Below are 18,164 nucleotides of genomic sequence, written 5' to 3'. Positions count from 1 at the left end.
AAAATCAATTTATCATTTTTTGAATTGGAACGACTAAAATCCCCTCTGCTCCTGCTGCTTTTAAATTTTCAATAATATCCCAGAAGTAATCTTCATGAATTACTGAATGTACTGAACTCCAACCTTCCATTGCCAAAGGTAATACTGTAGGACTCTTCATCCCTGGAAGAATATTAATAATTTTGTCTAATGAATCATTAGGGGCGTTTAATAGTATATATTTATTTTTCTTAGCACTCTGTACAGCATGTATTCTAAATAAAAGTTTTTGAAGAATTGCTTTTTTGGATTCACTTAAATGAGGAGTACCCACCATCACTGCTTCTGAACGAAAAACAACTTCTACTTCTTTCAATCCATTGCTCATCAGAGTACTACCAGAGCTTACAATATCGCAAATGGCTTGAGCTAAGCCAATACTGGGAGCTATTTCTACTGAACCACTGATTTCATGGAGGCGAGCCTGTATATGATTTTCTGCTAAAAATTTACCTAAGATTTTAGGGTAAGAAGTTGCAATATCTTTGTCTTGCAAATCTTTCAATCCACTATATTCTTGCCCACGAGGAATTGCTAAAGAGAGTCTACATTTAGAAAAACCTAGTTTTTCTATCAATTCTACTTTTTGCTCTTTTTCAAGCATCACATTTTCGCCAATGATGCCTACATCAGCCACACCATCAGCTACATAACCTGGTATATCATCATCTCTTAAAAAAAGTATTTCTGCTGGGAAGTTTGTAGCTTCAGATTTTAATTTTCCTGTACCATTGTTAAAATCAATGCCACATTCTTTGATAAGCTCTAAAGAACTTTCGCTTAAACGTCCAGATTTCTGAACGGCTATTCGCAAAGTATCCATCTAATTATAATAAATTTTAAGATTATAAATAAAAAATTGAAGGGCAAATTTAGAGAAGTTTCGGAAAATACGAAATTGAAATGTATTTTAGTTTTGCAATTGAAAATCTATCATTCTTAATTCCTCATCTTCTAGTGCCTTTTGGTATAACCGAAAAACATGATGATAGGTTTCAATGCCAACTCCTTGTATAAACAATATCTTATTTCCATCATGTATTTCTTCTGAAATACGAATATTTTTACTATCTAAAAAATTAGCGACCAAAGGCTTGTATTTTTCAAAATCTTCTAAGACTTTTTTGTATCGAGTATCTATTTCTTTATATATTTCCTTAATTTTCGAATCCAAAATAATTTTTTCATACATCTTAGAATGCTTGTATTTTGCATATTGTATATACTTAAGAATAAAATATTTGAATTCTACATAAGCATGATACGAATCATAATAATTTGAGAAAAAACCTTCCCAATGTTTAGCTTCTTGAAATGATTCTCTTTCATAGAACTCTTTCGTTTCAAATGCCATCAAAGTCTGATGATAAAATGCATTCCATTCATCCAATAAGCCATGTATTCCCATTTTTTGTGGCAAAAGAGCCATATTATGGTCTGCAATAAAAGTTTTAAATCGTTCTTCTTTTAAAGAATGGGGAACTGTTTTTGCCATTTCATGAGCAGGAAATGTATTATAGATATCTGTAAGTATTTCACTTTTCTCATCAAAATAATATATCATGTAGTTTTGTCCTGGCTCGAAAGAATCTGGATTTTTTTCTAAAAATCCATAAGCTCCTCTATGTGAATAATCATGGTAAATTTCATGAATCATCAATGGAATTTCATGAATAATCACATCCCTATGTGTTGTATCTGTTAGATACGCCATAAAGTCTAAATGCCTACCAATATTGATGGTAGCACTTGGCAAATGAACAATAGAGTTGGTTTTATAATATTTATCTAAAAGCAACGCATGCTCAGGCGAGTAAATACGTAGGATTTGAATCGTATATTTTCGTGCTGAGATTTGCCCTTGGCTTAAATAGCTTAATAATAAAAAGGAAATAAGTATTAGTATTCTCTTCATGTTCTATCTTCATTGTTCTCAAAAATACAATTTTTTTATCAAGATAAATATTGATAGTTATATTTTTATATCATAATTCCTCTATAAAATTTTCTGAATTAGCTACAAAGGTTTATTTTTGCACGAATTAAAATTTTCAGAGCTTTGAAAAATTACAAAAAACTCACAGAAATACAACATGATATTGCACAAGGTAACCTTTCTTGTGTGGATTTGGTAAAAAGTCATTTAGAAGTTATCCAAGAAAAAAACACTCTTTTAAATGTATTTTTGAGTATTTATGACCAAGAAGCATTACAAAGAGCTCAAGATATTGATAATAAGATAAAGAATGGAAAAGCTGGTAAATTGGCTGGCTTGGTAGTTGGTTTAAAAGATGTAATTTGTTATCAGAATCATCCTTTACAAGCATCTTCTAAAATATTAGATGGTTTTATCTCTCAATTTTCTGCTACTGTTGTAGAACGTTTATTAGCAGAAGATGCTATTATTATTGGCAGGCAAAATTGTGATGAGTTTGCAATGGGTTCAACCAACGAAAACTCTGCCTTTGGGGCAACTCGCAATGCTGCTAATCCAGAGCATGTTCCTGGTGGTTCTTCAGGAGCTTCGGCAGTAGCTGTACAAGCCAATATGTGTCAAGTATCATTAGGCTCTGATACAGGGGGTTCTGTTCGTCAGCCTGCTGCATTTTGTGGTATTTATGGTTTAAAACCTACGTATTCTCGTATTTCTCGTTATGGCTTAATCGCTTATGCTTCTTCTTTTGATTGTATTGGAATCTTTGGAAAAAGTGTAGAAGATGTAGCATTGGTTTTAGAAGTCATTGCAGGAGCTGATGAAGTAGATAGTACAGCTTCTCAAAAAGTTGTTCCCAGTTATTCTCAAAACCTTAATTTTACACAAAAAACAAAAGTAGCATATTTGAAAGAAAGTGTTGATAGCGAAGCTATTCAGCCTGAAATTAGGCAAGCAATGAAGGATAAAATAGCTTTCTTACAAGCTCAAGGGCATACGGTAGAAGCGATTGATTTTCCTCTTTTAGAGTATATTTTGCCTACATATTATATTCTTACTACTGCTGAAGCAAGTTCTAATTTGAGTAGATTTGATGGCATCAGATATGGTTTTAGAAGCAAAGAAGTGGAAGATTTAGAACGTTTATACAAAAAAACTCGTTCAGAAGCTTTTGGCAAAGATGTTCAAAGGCGTATTATGCTTGGTACTTTTGTTTTAAGTGCCAGTTATTATGATGCTTATTATACCAAAGCTCAAAAAGTAAGAAGAGTTATCAAAGAAGCTACTGATAAAGTTTTTGAAAATTATGATTTTTGGTTGATGCCAACAGCTCCTACTACAGCTTTCAAATTAGGAAGTTTTTCAGCAGACCCTCTACAAATGTTCTTAGCTGATTTATTTACAGTACAAGCTAATGTCGTAGGTATTCCTGGTATTGCTATTCCTTGTGGAGAAGATCAAGCAGGACTACCTGTTGGTTTACAAGTACTTGCAAATAATTTCCAAGAAGAAGAATTGCTGGCTTTTGCAAAATTCTTAAGTGAGTAAAAATTTTTTATAAAAAATTTGCAAATAAAAAATAGGACTCCTATATTTGCAGTCCTATTTCGGAAGTTTAGCTCAGCTGGTTCAGAGCATCTGCCTTACAAGCAGAGGGTCGGGGGTTCGAATCCCTCAACTTCCACAAACCTTCGGGAGTTTAGCTCAGCTGGTTCAGAGCATCTGCCTTACAAGCAGAGGGTCGGGGGTTCGAATCCCTCAACTCCCACAAAAATCAAAAAACCTTATAGGCTACCACCTGTAAGGTTTTGTACTTTAAAGGCTTTTGGTATGGAAAACACTCTTCCAGCAGATTTCACAAACAAATTAGCTCATATTCTTCCTGAAAACGAGCACCAAAGTTTTTTAGATAGCCTTCAAAGCCCTCCTATTACATCTATTCGCTACAATTCTCAGAAAAAATTACAAAATTATATAGACAATCAGAAACCTGTTAGTTGGTGTAAAGATGGTTATTATCTTTCAGAGCGTCCTTCTTTTACAGAAGACCCCACTTTTTGGGCAGGTTCTTATTATGTGCAAGAGGCTTCTTCTATGTTTTTGGGAAAAGTTATTGAGCATATTTTACCCAAAAAAGCCCTTCGTGTGTTAGATTTGAGTGCTGCCCCTGGTGGCAAAAGTACACATCTTATTTCTCTTATTTCATCAGATAGTCTTTTAGTTGCTAACGAAATTATTAAAAATAGGGCTGACATTTTAGAAGAAAACCTTGTTCGTTGGGGAAATAGCAATTATATTGTTACTCAAACGGATTCGCAGGTTTGGGGCAGTTTAGAAAACTTTTTTGACATCATTGTTGTAGATGCTCCTTGTTCAGGTGAGGGTATGTTTAGAAAAGAGCCTCAAGCCATTACAGAATGGTCTTTGGATAATGTAAATCTTTGTGCTGCTCGTCAAAAACGTATTTTAGCAGATGTTTTACCTGCTTTAAAACCAAGTGGTTTTTTGGTTTATAGCACTTGTACATACAACACCCAAGAAAATGAAGAAAATTTGGCTTGGTTGGTTAAAAATCATCATTGTAAAAGTATAAAGATACCTCTAGAACATGATTTAGGAATTAAGGAATCAAGTCTTGATGATATTTTTGCTTATCGTTTCTTTCCTCATCTTTTACAAGGAGAAGGCTTTTTTATTGCTTGTTTACAAAAAACGGGCAACAATAATACTCACTCAAAAACCAAAAAGAATATTTTTACTCTTTTGCCTAAAAAACAAGTAGATATATTCAAAAATTGGATAAACATTCCTGAAAATCATCAATTTTATACTTATAAAAATCAAATATTTTTATTACAAGAACATCATACACAAAGCATTAGTCAAATAGCTGGAACAGCTTACATCAAGCATACTAGTTTACAAGTGGGTGAGTTAAAACAAAATGATTTTATTCCCAGCCATGATTTAGCCATGACAAATCTCGTAAATGCTAATATCTCTCGTTTGGAGTTAAGCTACGAACAAGCCATGCAATATCTTCGTAAACAAGATTTTACAATAGATACCCCAATAAAAGGTTGGGCTTTGATGCAATACAAAGGCTTAAATCTAGGTTGGGCAAAAATATTACCCAACAGAATCAATAATTATTATCCTGTTCATCAAAGAGTTAGAAAATAATACGAAGTTATTAACATAGCTTTTCCTAATTATCAAATAGAATTTTAAATTTGCACCTCAACCAATTAAAATTTTATCAGCTATGTTATCTGTCGAAAAAATTGGAGGGACGTCCATGTCGTCATTCGACCAAGTCCTCCAAAACATTATTTTATTTGACTCTAATCAAATTTATAACCGAATTTATATTGTTTCAGCTTATGCTGGTGTAACCAATTGGCTTTTAGAAGATAAGAAAACCCAAGCACCTGGTATTTATCATCATTTTATTCAAGGTAAAAATTTTCATAAACAGCTTGAAGAACTTACTTTACGTCTCAAAGAACTTAATAAAAAATATATTTCATTAGGTTTAAATATTCTAGAGGCTGATAATTTTATTGAAACTAGAATTCAAGAGGCTCAAAGATATTTGGATAGTTTGGCAGATGTTTTAGCTTCAGGATATTTGATAAAAGAAAATATTTTCCAAGCCGCTCGAGAAATATTGGCTTCTATTGGTGAAAGTCACTCAGCGTTCAATGCTGTAAATATCCTTCAAAATAAAGGCCATCATGCTACATTCGTAGATTTAAGTGGATTTCAAGATTCAGAAGCCCTTACCATTGACCAACGCATTCAAAAAACACTCTCTACTATAGATTTTTCAAAAACTATCTGTATTGTAACAGGCTATACAAAAGGTACAGAGGGCATCATGCGTGAGTTTGATAGAGGCTATTCGGAAGTAACTTTCAGTAAAGTAGCTGTGGCTGTCCAAGCTGATGAAGCCATTATCCATAAGGAATATCATTTGTCTTCTGCTGACCCCAATATTGTAGGAGTGGAAAATTGTGTTCCTGTGGGCTTTACCAATTATGATGTAGCCGACCAACTCGCTGATGTGGGCATGGAAGCTATTCATCCAAAAGCAGCTAAACCTCTGGAAATTAATGGTATTAATTTAAGAATAAAAAATACTTTTGAGCCTGCTCACCCTGGTACACTTATCACCAAAAATTATGTATGCCCTGATAGTCGCATTGAAATTATTACAGGTTCAGAAAAAGTAATGATTTTGGATATTCACGACCCTATGATGGTCGGTTCTGTAGGTTACGACCTCAAAATTATGCAAGATTTAGAGCATTTTGGAGTAAGTTATATTTTCAAGACTACCAGTGCCAACAGCATTTCGATGGTTATTTGGGAAAAAGATTTTAAAGAAGAGTTACTCAATATATTAAAATCGAAATATGAAAGTGTTACAGCCCGAAAAGTAGCCATTATTTGCCTCATAGGTACAAATATTAATCAGCCTGGAATGCTTGCTCGTACGGCTCAAACACTTGCTGATAATAAAATCAATATTTTGAGTATTGGCTGTGCTATGCGACAAGTAAATATTCAATTGGTTATAGAAAAAGAATACTTTAAAAATGCAATCCAAGCTCTTAATAAAGAGTTTGTGCAATAATATAAAGGCGAGAAATTTCTCGCCTTTATATTATCCTTCAAAAGTTGGTGTCTGTTTCTGCATTTGAGCTATGACTGAAATTTCAACATCTTTACTCATCAGTTGTGAGGCGTTCCAATGTGCAATAAAAGAAAGCCCTTCTTGTACTGCATGGTCTCGGCTATAAAGCAATGTTTTTTTCACTCCTCTGATAACCAGTGGAGATTTTGAAGCAATTGTAGTAGCAATTTCTTTTACACCTTCCATCATACTTTCTTTAGTAGAAAACAATTTACTTACTAACCCATACTTATCAGCTTCAGAGGCTGGCATCTTTCTAGCAGTATAAGAAAGCTCTGCAGCTACGCCTGCGGGAATAATCTTTGGTAATCTTTGAAGCGTTCCTAAATCTGCAATGATACCCATGTCTGCTTCTTTTACACAAAAATACGCATCCTCAGAAGCATATCTCAAATCACAAGCACTAATTAAATCTACTCCAGCCCCTACACATGCCCCATGAATACAAGCAACAACAGGCTTGGTACATTTTTCTACGGCATTGATGCTTTCTTGTAAACCTACTACAAATTGATATATTTTTTCTCCTGCCCTTCCTATTTCTAAATCTGCAATACTTTGTTTAAGTCCCATCAGCATTGCCAAATCGATACCTGATGAAAAGTGTTTTCCTTCTCCATAAAGCAAAATCACTCTCACATCAAGATTTTGCTCTAATGATTTTAGGGCTAACGGAAGCTCTTTCCAAAAGTCTTCATCCATTGCATTGGCTTTTTCAGGGCGATTGATACTTAAATAAGCCAAATGATTTTCTATTTTTACATTTAAAGATTGGTACATAAAATACTTTTTTTATCAAAAACAATATAATAATTGTAAAATTAAATGTTTTAACAAATCTTTTTATCATTTTTATTTGTCAAACCACTTTTTATTTTTTACTTTTAAGATTAGAAAAAAACAATTTCTGTATTCATGTTTCATTTTAATAAACCATACATTATGTTACATTCTTATCTAAACTTTTACAAGAAAACGTCTTGGCTCCTTACTTTGATTATAGTGCTATCTGGGACGAGCATAAAAGCTCAAGTATTATTAAATGAAGGTTTTGAAGGGACAACATTTGTTCCCACAGGCTGGTCCTCAGGAAATGCTCTAGTTAGTGGAACTGGGACAGGTTCGTCAACTTATTTTACAAGAATTACAACCCCCACTGCTGGAGCTGGTTGTACAGGCACATCTACTGGTGCCGCACAAATACGATATGGTATTACAACTGGTACACTTGACTCTTATTTAGCAACTCCATCATTGGTTATTCCTGCTGGAGGTGCCTCAACAAGCCTAACATTTTGTGAAACAGAACAATATACAGGTTCCTTTGGAAGTGTATTCTCTGTAAGAGTTTCTACTTCCCCTATTACCACTTCTAATGTTGGAAGTGCTACAGTTGTCTACACAAGGAATGAAAATAATGGTACTACATATACAAGCCGTACCGTTGACTTAACATCCTATGCAGGTCAAACTATTTATTTGGCTTTTGTGAATAGAAATCTAGATGGTGACACTTGGAGATTAGATAATATTAATGTAACAGCTATTTTGCCTCCAGATATTAATGTTTTAGGTACTGATAACTCATCCATTGCTACAGGCACAACTACTACATCTGTTACCAATGGAACAAATTATGGTACTTTCTCTGTAGCTTCTGGAACTGCTATTGAAAGAATTTTTACTATTCAAAATACTGGTTCAATTAACCTCACTTTAGGTACTATTACATCTTCCAATAGCAATTTTACTATTACACAACAAGCAACTTCTCCTGTAATTCCTGCTGGTAGCACAACCTTTAGGATTCGTTTTGCTCCTGGTACATTTGGAACATTCAATAGTACCATTAGCATACCAAACAACGACCCCAATGAAAATCCTTATACATTTGCTATTACAGGAACTGCTACTTCCCCTGAAATCAATATAGTAGGTTTAGGGAATAATATTAGTAACAATAAGTTCTTAACTACCACCACTGATGGTACGTTTTTGGGTGTTGTAACAGGTTCTGCAACAAGTTTATCTTCTACATTTACCATTCAAAATGCAGGTAATGAATCTCTTACTATTTCTAGTGTATCTATGAGAAGAGGCTCTTCTAGTGCTTTCTCTGTTGCAAATGTTCCAACAAGTATTGCTGCTGCTGGAAGTGCTGATTTTACAATTTCTTATGATGTTTCTAAAGGAGCTCAAATGGATACTGTGGCTATTGCTTCTAATGATGGTGATGAGTCTGTGTATCGTTTTACAGTTTCGGCTGGTGGAGTGGTTGCAAGTTTAGATAATAATTTGGCTGATGGTAATTTATTAATCACTCCTAATCCAAGTTCCAAAAACTTTAATATTAAGATTGGTGGAGCTAAATATACTTCTGTACATGCAGTTGTATATGATATGGCTGGTAGAGCAGTAAAAACACAGAATAATGCTCAATTTTCAGGTTCTATGGATATAGATTTAGGGAATTTAGAAAAAGGTACTTATATCTTGATGCTTGAAACTGGTGGTGAGAAAGTGGCAAGAAAATTGATAAAACAATAATTAACTTTTAAATTTTATAAATATGAAAAAATTTGCTTTGGCTTTAGCTTTGTTTGCAATGGTAGGTACAACTGCTGTAATTGCAAATAACTATTCTAATTCTGAAAATACAGAGTTGTTCAAAAAGAAGAAGAAAAAGAAAAAAGAAGCTTGTGCTACAGAAACTAAAACTTCTTGTGGAGATAAAGCAACTGAAGGAAAGAAAAGCTGTTGTGCTAGTAAAAAAACAGCACAGTAACCAAACAAAAAGCCCCAGTAATTTGGGGCTTTTTGTTTAAATTTATTTATATTTTTAATGCTCTAATGCCTTTTCCTTAAATTTGGTGATTTGCCTTCTCAAACTTTCTACAGCATCATCAGTAGCAGCTTCAAAAGAGCTTTTTTGTGATTTTGCAAAAATCACATTGCCTGGTACATTAATTTTTACCTCTACAATCTTATTATCTTTTTGTTCACTTTTATCTAATCGAAGAAAAACTTCCCCATCAGTCATACGGTCATAAAACGTTTCTAATTTGTCTAATTTTTTTTGAATAAAATCAAGCAATTTGATGTCTGCATCAAAATGAATAGATTGCATCTGAACTTTCATAATACATCTCATTTAAGGTTAAACCATTGATTAAGTAGAACAGGTATTTTTAGCATTTTTCTATATATTACGCCTTCGGATGAGCCTGTTCAAATATTTCTTTTAGTTTTTCTAAAGAATTATGCGTATAAATTTGTGTTGCACTAAGGTTACTGTGTCCCATTATTTCCTTAATAGCATTCAAATCTGCTCCTTTATTGAGCAAATGTGTGGCAAATGTATGCCTGAGTATATGTGGGCTTTTTTTGTTTGCATTGCTGACCAAATTCAAGTACTTTTTCACGATTCTATAAATTAGCATAGGGTAAGCAGGTTCTCCACTATCAGTTACAATTAAAAAGTCGTGTGATAGTTGTGGAAAAGCTTGTTGCTTCTGATACACATATTCTTGTATCAGATGACTTAATGTTGCTGTAATAGGAATGATTCTTTCTTTATTACCTTTCCCCAAAACCTTGATTTCCTCTCTTATATGATTAATATCTAATTCTTTGGTATTTAATAGTTCAGCTTCACGAATGCCCATATTATAAAGCATTTCAATAATGATTTTATCTCGATAGCCACTAAAATCTTCGCTAAACTCCACATGGTCAAGTAGTTTAGTTAAGTCTGCTTCTTCTATAAAAACAGGTGTTCTTTTGGGTGTTTTTAAGGCCTTGATTCTAAGAGTTGGGTTTGCTACAATATAATTTTGCTTCACCAAAAACTTATAAAAAGACTTTAGTGTAGCTATTTTTCTGTTAATAGAAGTAGCTTGTAAATTTTCTTCCGAAAGGGAAATAATCCAAGAACGGATAATGTGATAGTCAGTTTGAGCTAAATCTGATATTTGATAAGTTTGCTCTAAATAGCTTGCAAATTGCTCTAAATCATTGCGATAAGAACTCTGTGTATGGGTACTCTGACGTTTCTGAAAACTTATATATTGGAGGAATTTCTCAATCATATTTAGTGCTTAGACTTTTTCCTAAGCACTAAATAATGATTTTTTTTGATTTAAACAAACAAAAAGTTAGTTATTTTCAGCTTGTTGTAAAGTTTGGCGATAAGCAGCACGCAATACAGTTCTACGACGAGAAATAGATTTCTTTTCAAAAAAAGTACGGCTACGTAATTGCTTCAATACACCTGTTTTTTCAAATTTCTTTTTAAAACGCTTCAAAGCTTTATCTATAGTTTCATTTTCTTTTACTTGTATAACTAGCATTCTTGGACACCTCCTTCGATTTTTTTTGTGGGCTACAAAGGTAGTATTTTTTTGTCAAAAACAAAATATTATTTTTCTGTCAAGACTGTTTATACATTTTTTATAAAAACATATAATTATAAATTTCAAATATTTTATATCATTATTCAAAGATTAAAAAAATCAATGTATATTTGCCTTGTTATTTTTATTTAAACGCAGTTATGTACTATTCACAAATTAAGGGTTTAGGTTTTTATGTTCCTGAGAATATCGTAACCAATACAGACTTAGAAAAGCTCATGGATACTTCTAATGAGTGGATTATTGAGCGTTCTGGAATCCAAGAACGTCGTTTTTATACAGAAGGAAAAGATACAGTTGCAACGATGGCTGTTGAAGCAACTAAAATGGCTCTCAAAAATGCAAACTTAGAAGCTCAAGATATTGATTTCATTATTTTTGCAACACTAAGCCCCGATTTTAATTTTCCTGGTTCAGGCGTTTTGGTACAAAAATCTTTACCTTTCCGAGAAATTGGAGCTTTAGATGTAAGAGCTCAATGCTCAGGTTTTATTTATGCTCTTTCTATTGCAGATCAGTATATTAAGACTGGAATGTATAAAAATATCTTGGTTATAGGCTCAGAAGTACAATCAAATATATTAGAACTCAGCAATAGAAATAGAAATTTTGCTGTATTATTTGGGGATGGAGCAGGGGCTGCTGTAGTACAAGCAACTCAAGATGCCAATCATAGAATTTTATCTACACATCTTCATTCACAAGGACAATATGCTGAAGATTTATTCTTAGAACACCCTGGAAGCCGTTTAAAAGACAGAATGAGTCCTAAAATAATTGAAGAAGGCAAACATTTACCTTTTATGCAAGGTCAGGCTGTTTTCAAGCATGCTGTTGTACGTTTTCCTGAAGTAATTAGGGAGGCTCTTCAAGCCAATGGATATTCAGAATCTGAGCTTAATTTATTAGTTCCACATCAGGCTAATTTGCGTATTACCAAATATATTCAACAGGTAATGAATATGCCTGATGAAAAAGTAGTCAGTAATATCCAAAAATATGGAAATACAACGGCTGCCTCTATTCCTATTGCTCTTACAGAAGCTTGGCAAGAAGGGCGTGTTCGTTCAGGAGATTTAGTTTGTCTAGCTGCTTTTGGTAGTGGATTTACTTGGGCTTCCGCTCTAATTCGCTGGTAGCAAGTAGTTCTGCACAAGGTTTAAAAGTCATTCTGTGGTAAGGAGTTAATCCATATTTCTGAATGGCTTTTTTATGTGCAGGTGTTGGATACCCCATATTGCTATCCCATGCATACTCTGGATAATTTTTAGATAGTTCTATCATTTTTTTATCTCGATAGTTTTTAGCCAATACTGAGGCTGCTGCAATAGAAAAGTATTTTGAATCACCTTTCACTATACACTGATATGGAATAAAGTTATAGGGTTTAAACTTATTTCCATCTACCAATATCATTTCAGGGGTAATATTGCTCTCTTCAAATATTTTATCTAAAGCTCTATGCATAGCCAATATAGAAGCTTGTAAAATATTAATTTTATCAATTTCTTCAATTGAGGCTTCACCTATTGCCCAAGCAATGGCTTCTTTTTTGATATCTTCTTCAATACTTTCTCTTTGAGTAAAAGTAAGCTGTTTAGAGTCTGTAAGGGTTGTATGCGAGAAGTCAAGCGGTAATATGACAGCAGAAGCTACTACTGTACCCGCCAAACAACCACGCCCTACTTCATCAACACCTACCTCTATATATTTGCCTGAAAAAGAAGAAAGCATATTTATTAATTATTTGAAAAACAAGATAATGCTAAAAAAATTAAGCAATATTACTAAAAAGGTATTCTAAAATAATAAAAAAACACGAAATTTGCTTACATTTTATTTTTTAACATAAAATTGTATGCGTATTATTTTTACTATATCATTATTCTTTCTGAGTTTACTTTTACAAGCTCAAATTAACTCTCAAGTAAAAGAATCTGTTATTTATTTAAATAAAATTAGGCAGAATCCTGCTTTATATAGTAAAGAATTAGGCATTAATTTAGCTGGGATAAGCTCACGTCCTATACTTGTTTGGAATGATACATTAGCTAACGTAGCACAAAAAAAGGCAGAAGATATGGTTAAAAGAAGCTATTTTGGTCATACAGATCCTGATGGTAATGGTATTAATATTCTCATTTTACGAGCAGGTTTTACTATCCCAGAAGAATGGACAACTCCAAAGAGTAATAATTACTTCGAATCCCTTTCAGCAGGCAATGTCAACCCCAAAGAAGGCATCATTTATTTGATTAAAGATGGAGGAGTTGTTAATCATAAAGAAGCTGGGCATAGAAATCATTTGTTAGGTATAGAAAAATTTTATGCAAACCTTACAGATATTGGTATTGGCTGGGCAAATGGTGGCAAATATGGAACTTATATGTGTGTAATTATAGCAAAACATCAATGGTAGCAACAAGAAAACTATGGATAGCTCGCCATGCAGAAGCTATCGATGACTATGACGATTTCAATAGAATTCTTACAACAAAAGGTTATAGACAAGCTGTCAGTATTGGCCAAGAAATAGCTAATTATAGCGTTTCTATGAATGAAATTTGGACAAGTTCTGCTATTAGAACTTTTTTAACAGCTCATTTCTTTGCAGAACAATTGGGTTTTGATCAACAAAATATCCAAAGCCATAAAGAATTGTATAATGCTTCTGTAAGAGTTTGGTTACAGTTTATCAATCAACAATTCAACAAAAACTCTACAAATATTCTTATAGTGGGGCATAATCCTCATATATCTTATTTAGTAGAACTTTTAACAGGAAAATCATTTGAAGGCTTACAACCAAGCCAAGTTGCTTTGGTCGAATCGGACAAAGAATGGTCTGAATGGACAGAAAAAGTTGCTAATTTCAAAGCTCTTATAGTAGGATTAGAAGATAGTGATTAAGAAAAAGTATAAATCTAAACAGTTTTCATCAATTTGTTACACAAACAAAGTTTCAGTGAAAAGTTGGATAAATTATCTTTTTACTTTATTTTTGTATAAGATAGTAAGAACTTTACAAAACACGTGAGCAAAATACGTTTAGAAATTTTAGGTTTATCTTCTAGCCAAGCCCAACAAGGCTCTTTTGCATTGGTTTTAGGAGAGAAAAATGGTAGCAGACGATTACCAATTATTATTGGTATGTTTGAAGCCCAAGCTATTGCAATAGAAATAGAACGTATTACGCCCAATAGACCTATGACACACGATTTGTTTAGGTCAATGGCAGAAGCTTTTGAAATAAGAGTTATAGAGGTTATTATCTCTGATTTACGTGAAGGTGTCTTCTTTGCAAAGTTAATTTGTATTAGTGAAGATAGAAAAATTGAAATTGATGCTCGCCCTTCTGATGCTATTGCAATAGCATTACGTTTTAATGCTCCTGTTTATACATTTGAGAATGTTCTTACAGAAGCAGGTATTATTCTTACAGATGAAGAAGAAGATGATGAAGAGGATGGACATTTAGAAGAAGTCACACCCATTAATCGTCCCGAATCTCTAAAAGATTATCCCACAGATCAACTTCAAATACTTCTTACTGAAGCATTAGACAATGAAGATTATGAAAAAGCCGCTAAAATTAGGGACGAATTAGGAAAAAGAGGCTTTTAAAGTTTTTCAGCAACTCGCATTTTAGCACTTCTTGCTCTTGGATTTCTTTCTATTTCTTCTTCCGAAGGAATTATAAGTTTTTCTATAATTTTAAATGGTTTTATCTCATTCCCATAAAAGTCTTTTTCTACTTCACCAAAAAACTTTCCTTTCTGAAAAAAGTTTTTTACTAATCTATCTTCTAATGAATGATAAGATATAACCACTAATCTTCCTTCTTTTTTTAATACACTTACGGATTGAATAAGCATTTCTTCTATAACTTTCAGTTCATCATTTACTTCAATTCTCAACGCCTGAAATACTTGAGCCAAATACTTATTAAATTCTTTTTTAGGTATACAACCTTCAATTGCATTTTTTAAATCCTGAATAGTTATGATTTCTTTCTTTTTTCGGTTATTAACAACTGTGTTAGCTAATGTTTTAGCATTTTTTATTTCTCCATAAATTCCAAAAATTTTATGAAGCTCTTTCTCAGAATACTCATTCACAATATTCTGAGCTGTCAATTGTTGCTCTTGGTTCATTCGCATATCTAATTCAGCTTCAAACCGAAAAGAAAACCCCCTTTCAGCTGTATCAAATTGATGTGAAGAGACACCCAAATCAGCAAGAATACCATCTAGCTCTCCTATTATTTGTAACTTCTTGATTTCTTGTTCTAAATGCCGAAAATTATTTTTAATCAAATAAAAATTAGGGTATTTTTCTTTTATATTAACAGCATTTTCCCAAGCATCTTGGTCTTGGTCGAATGAGTATAATTTCCCCTTATTAGACAAATGTGTTAAAATCTCTTTTGTGTGTCCTCCACCCCCAAAAGTTAAATCTGCATAAATTCCATCTGAATATATGTTAAGAGCTTCTACTGATTGTTTCAGTAGTACAGGTATATGATATGCTTGTTCCATAGCAACTTGGTATAATAAAACAACCCGATAAAATTTTATTTATCGGGTTGCAAAATAAACATTTTTTAGATTTTATGGCACTTGCTTTAAATTTAATGCCTTAGGAACTTGCACTTTACGAAGTACATGCATATTTCCATTAGTAAGTTTCATATCTATTCTACCAGCAGAGGCATTATAAGGTGAAGCAGTAAAAACATAATTTACATTATCTGCTACAGGTGTTGGCATTTCCTCACCTTGTACTGTCTTCATAGTAACAATAGCAGAAGCTGATGTACTGAAGTCATTAAAGAAAGCTCTACGAGTAATGATGTGATATTCTAATAATATTGTTAACTTATCAACAGGAATATCATAAATAGAAGCAAAATTATTCAATGATAAGAAAGCTGTAAATGCTGCATCATTAGGTAACATCATCGTTACTCTAGATTTTTTCTCTAATTCTACATCCAAACCAGTAAGAGCCAATGCTTGTTTTGCTATAGCAAAAGAGTTAGCCAAATTAGATGGGTTTTCAGGTAATTGAGCTACTCTTTGACGAATATTAATTGTAGAAGGCAATATTGGGTAATCAACTTTGTGTATCACTCCATTTTTTGCAAAATGAGCATTTTGTCCTGTAAATTCTACAAAGTCATTGAATTCTCCACCTATAATACCAGCAGCATCCAACTGGATATCTTGTCCAAGTAAACTTACATAAGGTTTTTCATTACAAACACTTAGTCCAAATACTCTACCTCCTATCACATGGTATCTTAAAACACTGTCTAAGAATGCTATTTCTTCAGGAGTATCAAAGGTTGCAGGGTCAAGACCAACATCAAAAAGAGCAGCATTAGAAGGAGCTAAAAGCGTATAACTTTTAGAAGCATCTGCAAAAACACCACCTAAACCAGCCTTATTAATAAGTTGATTCAAAACAGCTAAATCTGGGTCACTATTGAGTATTTCTGCAATAGTACTTGTTGGTTGGAAGATTACGTCTTCAATACCATACACATAACCATTTTTAGAAGCTCTTTCAAAAGCTACAATAGTTTTGCCATTCAAATAAGGGTTACCATCACAGTCAAAATTAACATAAATATCTCTACCTGCTTGCAAAGTTTTATAATCTCCTTCTGTTAAATCAGCCAATTTGATATTTTTTTCTGCATTTGGTAATTCATGAATATGAGCTTTTACAGTTTCTGTAAGTACTGTAATATCTGTTTGAGCAACTGAAGCAGTTCCTAATTGTAAAAGTAATGCACTAAATGCCTTATTAGTAGGAGCAAAAACTATATAACGTTTTGATGGATTTTGATTAGCCTCAACACTAATTTGTTTGCCTATGCCTGTTAGTTCTAATGCTTCTAAAAACATTGTAAAATCTCCTTTTGTTTCACGTTGCATCACCTCCACTACATCTCTTTCATTTCTGGGTCGCAACAAAACATCTCCTTTATCATTCTTACAGCCTGATAATAGTATTATCAGTAATGTAATAGATAAGAAACTGTGTATATTTAATATTTTCTTCATATCAAAGATATTTTATTTTAGATAGTAAAATAATATATATTATTTCTTAATTTTACTTGTAACAACATCAAATGGACTGGCTGCAGCAGGGTTTTGCACAAAATAGTTCAATGTAAATGAGCCATCACAAGTATTTATCTTAGAAGGTACTGCTGCATCCAAGAAAACTACACGAGGTTGAGTTGTACTTGGGCAAGTTCCAGCTCTATAATAAGCATTTTGTGTAGCTGGTGTAAATAGTACATCTTTTGTTGCTGTATTGAACACTATTACTACAGGTGCTGGGCAAGGTGTAGGCGTTGGATACCTCGTTGCAGGGTCAAATAAACCTGTAATAGCAATAGAGTTTGTACTAATTTGAGTAGATGTTACATTATAAGTATTTGCAAGAGGTGGTGAACCCACTGCATTATCTTCTACTTTTAAAGTGCCTACAAATTTCGATATATCCAAAGGACAGTCATCATCTACAATGTATAAAACATTAGACTTATTTTTCTTATCAGGACCAGGATAACCTAAGCTAAAAGATGCGTCAGATGTAGATTCAAGAGTAATGGTTAGTTTTTTATTTCCATCTACATCATCATTATTTACAGCTGTTACAGTTAAAAATGCAAATGCTTCACCAGCTTTGATAGTAATATTAGAAGGACTTGATAAGTAGAATTGACCTTGTGGAACATCTCCAACCTCAATTTCTTCTCCATTTGTAGGAGAACCCGTCAATGTATCTATCTTTACATATTTAGCAGTGATACTAAAGCTAACGACTAAATCTTTACTAATATCAGATGTAGCACGATTGATACGAATGGTAGCAAGAGAAGGTATACTCTGAATATTACCGTTTGCATCTTCTTTTGCTGAAGATTCTGAAACACTTACAAGACTATCCTGAAAGTGAACAAAGTTATTACCTGTATAAGTTACAGGTCTACTTTTCTCACAAGAGGCAAATAAAATGGCTCCTGTGAGAATGGCAAACATATATATTATTTTTTTCATAA

General features: G+C 33.1%; 19 protein-coding genes and 2 tRNA genes. 11 read left to right on the top strand and 10 right to left on the bottom strand.

Going from position 1 to position 18,164, the window contains the following annotated elements; translation table 11 throughout:
• Positions 1-4: 4 nt before the first annotated feature.
• The gene (locus AD998_03430) at positions 5-862 is read right to left on the bottom strand and encodes an ATP phosphoribosyltransferase (protein KOY85331.1); all 858 of its coding nucleotides are present in this window, start codon (positions 860-862) and stop codon (positions 5-7) included.
• Between the two features lie 87 nt (positions 863-949).
• The gene (locus tag AD998_03425; GenBank protein KOY85330.1) at positions 950-1,954 is read right to left on the bottom strand and encodes a hypothetical protein; all 1,005 of its coding nucleotides are present in this window, start codon (positions 1,952-1,954) and stop codon (positions 950-952) included.
• Positions 1,955-2,098: 144 nt separating this feature from the next.
• Here AD998_03425 and gatA point away from each other — a divergent pair, with 144 nt between their 5' ends.
• The 5 genes from gatA (at position 2,099) to AD998_03400 (ending at position 6,611) form a co-directional block, all read left to right on the top strand.
• Positions 2,099-3,520: a glutamyl-tRNA amidotransferase gene (gene gatA / locus AD998_03420; GenBank protein KOY85329.1), complete on the top strand. Its 1,422-nt coding sequence runs from the start codon at positions 2,099-2,101 to the stop codon at positions 3,518-3,520.
• A gap of 61 nt (positions 3,521-3,581) precedes the next feature.
• A tRNA-Val gene (locus tag AD998_03415) sits at positions 3,582-3,659 on the top strand.
• A gap of 6 nt (positions 3,660-3,665) precedes the next feature.
• Positions 3,666-3,743, top strand: a tRNA-Val gene (locus AD998_03410).
• Positions 3,744-3,802: 59 nt separating this feature from the next.
• Positions 3,803-5,155 carry a hypothetical protein gene (locus tag AD998_03405; protein KOY88032.1) on the top strand — a complete coding sequence of 451 codons (1,353 nt, stop codon included), beginning with the start codon at positions 3,803-3,805 and terminating at the stop codon, positions 5,153-5,155.
• An 82-nt stretch (positions 5,156-5,237) separates the two neighbouring features.
• Entirely contained in the window at positions 5,238-6,611 is a 1,374-nt protein-coding gene (locus AD998_03400) for an aspartate kinase (protein ID KOY85328.1), read from the top strand.
• Between the two features lie 30 nt (positions 6,612-6,641).
• Here the strand turns inward: AD998_03400 and AD998_03395 are convergent, their stop codons facing one another.
• Entirely contained in the window at positions 6,642-7,451 is an 810-nt protein-coding gene (locus AD998_03395) for an enoyl-CoA hydratase (GenBank protein KOY85327.1), read from the bottom strand.
• Between the two features lie 135 nt (positions 7,452-7,586).
• Between AD998_03395 and AD998_03390 the strand changes: the two genes are divergently transcribed.
• Both AD998_03390 and AD998_03385 read left to right on the top strand, forming a co-directional pair.
• Complete coding sequence (locus AD998_03390) at positions 7,587-9,218, top strand: hypothetical protein (GenBank protein ID KOY85326.1); 1,632 nt, start codon at positions 7,587-7,589, stop codon at positions 9,216-9,218.
• Positions 9,219-9,240: 22 nt separating this feature from the next.
• Complete coding sequence (locus AD998_03385; protein KOY85325.1) at positions 9,241-9,456, top strand: hypothetical protein; 216 nt, start codon at positions 9,241-9,243, stop codon at positions 9,454-9,456.
• Positions 9,457-9,510: 54 nt separating this feature from the next.
• Here AD998_03385 and AD998_03380 read toward each other — a convergent pair whose 3' ends face one another.
• The 3 genes from AD998_03380 to AD998_03370 form a co-directional block, all read right to left on the bottom strand.
• Complete coding sequence (locus AD998_03380) at positions 9,511-9,810, bottom strand: ribosomal subunit interface protein (GenBank protein KOY88031.1); 300 nt, start codon at positions 9,808-9,810, stop codon at positions 9,511-9,513.
• 67 nt (positions 9,811-9,877) lie between these two features.
• Positions 9,878-10,759 (bottom strand): integrase, encoded by an 882-nt coding sequence (locus AD998_03375; protein KOY85324.1) that lies wholly within the window; start codon positions 10,757-10,759, stop codon positions 9,878-9,880.
• Between the two features lie 66 nt (positions 10,760-10,825).
• Positions 10,826-11,020: a 30S ribosomal protein S21 gene (locus AD998_03370; GenBank protein ID KOY85323.1), complete on the bottom strand. Its 195-nt coding sequence runs from the start codon at positions 11,018-11,020 to the stop codon at positions 10,826-10,828.
• A 203-nt stretch (positions 11,021-11,223) separates the two neighbouring features.
• Between AD998_03370 and AD998_03365 the strand changes: the two genes are divergently transcribed.
• A complete protein-coding gene (locus tag AD998_03365) occupies positions 11,224-12,222 on the top strand; it encodes a 3-oxoacyl-ACP synthase (protein KOY85322.1) in 999 nt (332 codons plus the stop codon).
• Here the strand turns inward: AD998_03365 and AD998_03360 are convergent.
• Positions 12,191-12,817 carry a ribonuclease HII gene (locus tag AD998_03360; GenBank protein KOY85321.1) on the bottom strand — a complete coding sequence of 209 codons (627 nt, stop codon included), beginning with the start codon at positions 12,815-12,817 and terminating at the stop codon, positions 12,191-12,193. The two genes, AD998_03365 and AD998_03360, sit on opposite strands and share 32 nt — an antisense overlap.
• 130 nt (positions 12,818-12,947) lie before the next feature.
• Here AD998_03360 and AD998_03355 point away from each other — a divergent pair, with 130 nt between their 5' ends.
• From AD998_03355 to AD998_03345, 3 genes are all read left to right on the top strand, one after another.
• Complete coding sequence (locus AD998_03355) at positions 12,948-13,502, top strand: hypothetical protein (protein KOY88030.1); 555 nt, start codon at positions 12,948-12,950, stop codon at positions 13,500-13,502.
• A complete protein-coding gene (locus AD998_03350; GenBank protein ID KOY85320.1) occupies positions 13,496-13,993 on the top strand; it encodes a hypothetical protein in 498 nt (165 codons plus the stop codon). Before AD998_03355 ends, AD998_03350 begins: the two co-directional genes overlap by 7 nt.
• Before the next feature lie 123 nt (positions 13,994-14,116).
• The gene (locus AD998_03345) at positions 14,117-14,707 is read left to right on the top strand and encodes a hypothetical protein (GenBank protein ID KOY85319.1); all 591 of its coding nucleotides are present in this window, start codon (positions 14,117-14,119) and stop codon (positions 14,705-14,707) included.
• Here AD998_03345 and AD998_03340 read toward each other — a convergent pair.
• The 3 genes from AD998_03340 to AD998_03330 form a co-directional block, all read right to left on the bottom strand.
• Positions 14,704-15,621 (bottom strand): ribosomal RNA small subunit methyltransferase H, encoded by a 918-nt coding sequence (locus AD998_03340; GenBank protein KOY85318.1) that lies wholly within the window; start codon positions 15,619-15,621, stop codon positions 14,704-14,706. The genes AD998_03345 and AD998_03340 overlap by 4 nt on opposite strands.
• Before the next feature lie 72 nt (positions 15,622-15,693).
• Positions 15,694-17,154 (bottom strand): hypothetical protein, encoded by a 1,461-nt coding sequence (locus tag AD998_03335; GenBank protein ID KOY85317.1) that lies wholly within the window; start codon positions 17,152-17,154, stop codon positions 15,694-15,696.
• Between the two features lie 39 nt (positions 17,155-17,193).
• Positions 17,194-18,144, bottom strand: a complete 951-nt coding sequence (locus AD998_03330) for a hypothetical protein (GenBank protein KOY85316.1) — start codon at positions 18,142-18,144, stop codon at positions 17,194-17,196.
• Positions 18,145-18,164: the final 20 nt, after the last annotated feature.

It is taken from the genome of bacterium 336/3 (assembly GCA_001281695.1).
Lineage (GTDB): Bacteria > Bacteroidota > Bacteroidia > Cytophagales > Thermonemataceae > Raineya.
Note: the sequence above shows the minus strand (reverse complement) of the source record. Positions and strands in the feature narration are given on the sequence as shown.